Below are 4,579 nucleotides of genomic sequence, written 5' to 3' on the forward strand. Positions count from 1 at the left end.
ACGCGCCCGGAGAACCCCGACCCAAAAGGAATCACGAAGACAGAGGACTGCGGAGCCTAAGGAGTAGCGTAGCTAACTAAAAGTTTTTGGTGCCGCTTTTTACAAAAAGCGGCAGTTCCATGCGGGTAGACACAGCAAACGAACGGTTATTTATGCCGCTTGGCCAGTTCTTTTTCCAAGTCTGCCAGCGAAAGACCATTCGCCTCTAACAGCACCAGCAAGTGGTAAACCAAGTCCGACGCCTCATAGATCAAGTCCGGCTTGTTCTGCGCCACCGCCTCGATCACCGTCTCCACCGCCTCCTCGCCCACCTTCTGTGCAATCTTGTTGATCCCTCGCTCGAACAGCTTCGTCGTGTAAGACGCCGCCGGCATCTCCTTGTGCCGCTGCTGGATAACCGATTGCAAATAGCGGATGAAACCCTCCGTTTCCGTCGGTAACTCCGTGAAGCAGCTCGCATGGCCCGTATGGCATACCGGCCCGGTAGGAACCACCCGGATCAGCAGCGTATCCGCATCGCAGTCCATCGCCACCGAGCATATAATCAGGAAATTGCCGCTCGTTTCGCCTTTCGTCCAGAGCCGTTTCTTCGTCCGGCTGTAAAACGTCACGCGCCCCTCCGTGACGCTTTTTTCATAAGCCTCTCGGTTCATGTAGCCCAGCATCAGGACTTGCAGCGTCCTGTCATCCTGAACGATCGCCGGCAACAGCCCGTCGCCGTTTTTCGCGAAATCCAACTTTTCGATGTCTGGTGTCATAAGTGTGTTGTTTTTTAGATTCTTACAGAAATTTTACGCTCATTCAGCGCGCGCTTCAGCACCGGAATCGGAATCTCTCCGTAGTGGAAAATCGATGCCGCCAGTGCCGCATCCGCCCGTCCCGCCGTCAGCACCTCTGCGATGTGCTCTACCGTTCCCGCCCCGCCCGAAGCGATCACCGGGATCGACAGCTCCGAAGCCAGCCGTGCGAACGTCTCGCACGGATAACCGCTCTTCGTCCCGTCGTGGTTCATCGACGTGAACAGGATTTCCCCCGCCCCCCGTTCCTGTGCCTCACGCGCCCACGAAAATAGTTCGTGCTCAGAGGGTTGTCGTCCTCCGTGCGTCTTCACCACCCAACGTCCCGTCTCATCCATCCGCGCGTCGATCGCCACCACGATAAACTGCCGCCCGTACCGCCCCGCGATCTCATCGATCAGCTCCGGTCGGCGCACCGCCGCGCTGTTCACCGTCACCTTGTCCGCCCCCGCCAGTAAGAGCGCCCCCGCATCCGCCGCCGTCGAAATCCCGCCCCCCACCGTGAACGGAATATCGATCTCACGTGCAATCCGTGCCACCAGCTCCCCGAACGTCTTCCGTCCCTCGACCGTTGCGCTGATGTCCAGATAGACCAGCTCGTCCGCCCCCTCGTCCGCATACTTGCGGCCCAGCTCCACCGGATCGCCCACATTTTGCAATCCCACAAAATTGACCCCCTTGACCGTCCGTCCGTCTTTGATGTCTAAGCAGGGAATTATCCGTTTTGCAAGCATTTTTCCAACTCTTTAAGCGTGATTCGCCCCTCGTAAATCGCCTTGCCCACGATGACGCTCCGCAGCCCCATTCCGTCCAGCCGCACCAGGTCGTCCATCGATGAAATCCCTCCGCTGACCGTCATGTCGATGTTCGGGAATTCCTCTTGCAAGGTAGTGTAGAGTTCGAAATTGGGCCCCGTGAGCATCCCGTCGCGCGAAATGTCCGTGCAGATCACCTGCCGCAAACCCCGCGCCGCAAACCGTCGAACGATCGTCTGTACATCCGTCTCCGACGACTCCAGCCACCCGTTGATCGCCACCTTTCCCGCCCGGATATCCGCCCCGAGGATAATATGCTCCGCTCCGTAAGCAGCCAGCCACTCCTCGAACCGCTCCGGCGCCGTGATCGCCACGCTGCCGCAGATCGCCCGGTTGGCCCCCGCTGCCAGCACCGCCTCCAACGCCTCGCCGCTCTTGATTCCGCCGCCGTACTGAATGTCGAGTTTCGTTGCCGTGGCAATCTTCCGCAGCGTGTCCAGGTTCTGCGGCGCCGCCGCCTTCGCCCCGTCCAAATCCACCACATGGAGCCGCCGAATCCCGATCACCTCGTAACTCTTGGCGATCTCCACCGGGTCAGCCCCGTAAGTCGTCCGTTGGGCATAGTCCCCCTGCGTCAGCCGCACGCACTGCCCGCCGATCATGTCGATCGCCGGTATAATCTCGATTTTCATAGTGTCAGAAAGTTAGCTAAAATCCGCCCACCTACCGCGCCGCTCTTTTCCGGGTGGAACTGGCAGCCGTAGAAATTATCCTTATACAAAGAGCCGCTGAACCACCCGCCGTAGTCGGTCGCCGCTGCCGTGCATTCGTTGATTTCCGCCGCATAGGAGTGCACGTAATAGACGTATTCGCCTTCTTTAATATCCTTGTACAGAGGCGATTTGAGGTCGTGAATCGAATTCCACCCCACGTGCGGCACCTTGACTCCCGCATCGGCTGGAAACCACCGTACCCGGTTCGGAAAGACGCCCAGACACTCCGTCTCCCCCTCCTCGCTGTAGGCGCACAGCAACTGCATCCCCAGGCAAATCCCCAGCACGGGGCATTTCAAATGACGGAGGAGGTCGGTCAGCCCTTTGTCCCGCAATTGCGCCATCGCCGTCGCCGCCTCGCCCACTCCCGGCAACAGCACGCGTTCGGCTTTTTGTATAGCGACCGGGTCAGAGGTCAGCAGGTAGTCCGTTCCCAACCGCTCGAACGCGTTGATGACCGACCGCAGGTTGCCCGTTCCGTAGTCTATTATCGTTACCATAACTTTTGGTTTAGAGCATCCCCTTCGAACTCGGCAGGTTGAAATCCAGCGGTTTGCGCTCCACTGCCATCCGCAAAGCCCGCGCGAAAGCCTTGAAAATCCCCTCCACCTTGTGGTGCTCGTTTCGCCCCCGCGCCACGATGTGCAGATTGCAGCGCGCCGCCTGTGCGAAACTGTCGAAAAAGTGCTCGAACAGCTCCGTCGGCACATCTCCGATCCGTTCGCGCTTCAGCTTCACGTCCCACCGCGTCGCGATCCGCCCCCCGAAATCCAGCAGCACCAATGCCCGGCTCTCGTCCATCGGCAGCGCGAATCCGTACCGTCCGATCCCCCGCTTGTCGCCCAACGCCAGCCGAAACGCCTCGCCCAACACCAACGCCACGTCCTCGATCGTATGATGTTCATCCACTTGCAAGTCCCCCTTGGCCGAGAGTTGCAGGGAGAAGGCCCCGTGATGCACGATCTGGTCCAGCATGTGGTCGAAAAATCCCAGTCCGGTCGATATTTGCGACGGCGAAGTATTGTCCAAGTCCAGCGTAGCCGTAATGTCCGTCTCCCGGCTCCGTCGCGACACCGTCACACAACGCCCCCCCGAAGAGGCCGGAACCGGCCCCGCGAAAGGCTTGTCGAGGTTCTGTAACGCCTCGATCAGCGCCGCATTCTCCTCCGGCGTCCCTACCGTCAGCCGCAGGCACCCCTCGCACCCGGCAATTTTCGAGCGGTCGCGCACGATGATTCCCCGTTCGATCAACCGGTTGTAGACTTCCCGCGGCTCATTGACCTGCACCAGTACGAAATTAGCATCCGAAGCGAACACCCGCCGGATCAGCGGCATTTTCTCCAACGCCGCGACCAGTTTTTTCCGCTCGTCGATCAGCGTCGCGATCTGCTCGCGGCGAACTGCTTTGCGATCCAATTCGCTCAAAACCAGTCGTTCGGTAATCACATTCACCGAATAGGGATACTTGATCCGCCCCATAGCCCCCACGATCTCCGGGTCGGCGAACGCGAATCCGATCCTTATGCCTGCCATCCCCCATGCTTTCGAGAGCGTTTGCAGCACCACTAAGTTCGGGAATTCCGCCAGCCGCGGCAGGAACCCCTCGTGCTCCGCAAAGTCGATATAGGCCTCGTCCAGCACCACGATCCCCCCGAATCTCCGAATGATTTTCTCGACCTCCACCGGGTCGAGCAGGTTGGCCGACGGATTGTTCGGCGAGCAGAGAAACGCCAGCTTCATCTGCGGCGTCACTTTCGACAGAAAGTCCGCCGCGTCGAGGCGAAAGTCCTGTGCGAGCGGCACTTCGACCAGCTTCACGTCGTTGGTCGCCGCGGCCACGCGGTACATGCCGTAGCTCGGTGCAATGGAGATGGCTTCGTCCTGCCGCGGCTCGCAAAAGACTCTGAATATCAGGTCGATCGCTTCGTCGCTACCGTTTCCGCCCACGAAAATCCGGTCGGCGGCTATGCTCCGCATGGCTGCGACTTTGGCCCGGATGCGCTTGTTGTGCGGGTCGGGATAGCGGTTGAAGCCGTTGTCGAAGGGGTTCTCGTTGGCGTCGAGGTAGATCCCCAACTCTCCTTCGTACTCGTCGCGGGCGGTCGAATACGGGGCTAACTGCTTGATATTCTCGCGGAAAAGCGATGTGATTTCCATATTTTGTTTTTAATTCATTCGTTTATCTGTTCTTTGTGCCGGATAGAACCGTACCTTTTCTGAAGAAAAGGTACCCAAAAGACTTTTGCAGAGGTCG

The 4,579-nt window shown here is 59.1% G+C and carries 5 protein-coding genes; all 5 read right to left on the bottom strand.

Going from position 1 to position 4,579, the window contains the following annotated elements; translation table 11 throughout:
- Positions 1–146: 146 nt before the first annotated feature.
- Genes hisIE through hisC form a run of 5 tightly spaced genes read right to left on the bottom strand, consistent with a single transcriptional unit; the run spans position 147 to position 4,482 of the window.
- Positions 147–758: a bifunctional phosphoribosyl-AMP cyclohydrolase/phosphoribosyl-ATP diphosphatase HisIE gene (gene hisIE / locus QZ302_RS08680; protein WP_294594517.1), complete on the bottom strand. Its 612-nt coding sequence runs from the start codon at positions 756–758 to the stop codon at positions 147–149.
- 14 nt (positions 759–772) lie between these two features.
- A complete protein-coding gene (gene hisF / locus QZ302_RS08685; protein WP_294594519.1) occupies positions 773–1,531 on the bottom strand; it encodes an imidazole glycerol phosphate synthase subunit HisF in 759 nt (252 codons plus the stop codon).
- A complete protein-coding gene (gene hisA, locus QZ302_RS08690) occupies positions 1,513–2,244 on the bottom strand; it encodes a 1-(5-phosphoribosyl)-5-[(5-phosphoribosylamino)methylideneamino]imidazole-4-carboxamide isomerase (RefSeq protein ID WP_294594521.1) in 732 nt (243 codons plus the stop codon). Before hisA ends, hisF begins: the two co-directional genes overlap by 19 nt.
- Positions 2,241–2,825: an imidazole glycerol phosphate synthase subunit HisH gene (gene hisH, locus QZ302_RS08695; protein WP_294594523.1), complete on the bottom strand. Its 585-nt coding sequence runs from the start codon at positions 2,823–2,825 to the stop codon at positions 2,241–2,243. The genes hisA and hisH overlap by 4 nt, the downstream gene beginning before the upstream one ends.
- A gap of 10 nt (positions 2,826–2,835) precedes the next feature.
- A complete protein-coding gene (gene hisC, locus QZ302_RS10020; RefSeq protein WP_365320721.1) occupies positions 2,836–4,482 on the bottom strand; it encodes a histidinol-phosphate transaminase in 1,647 nt (548 codons plus the stop codon).
- Positions 4,483–4,579: the final 97 nt, after the last annotated feature.

The organism is uncultured Rikenella sp. (assembly GCF_910579375.1).
GTDB lineage: Bacteria > Bacteroidota > Bacteroidia > Bacteroidales > Rikenellaceae > Rikenella.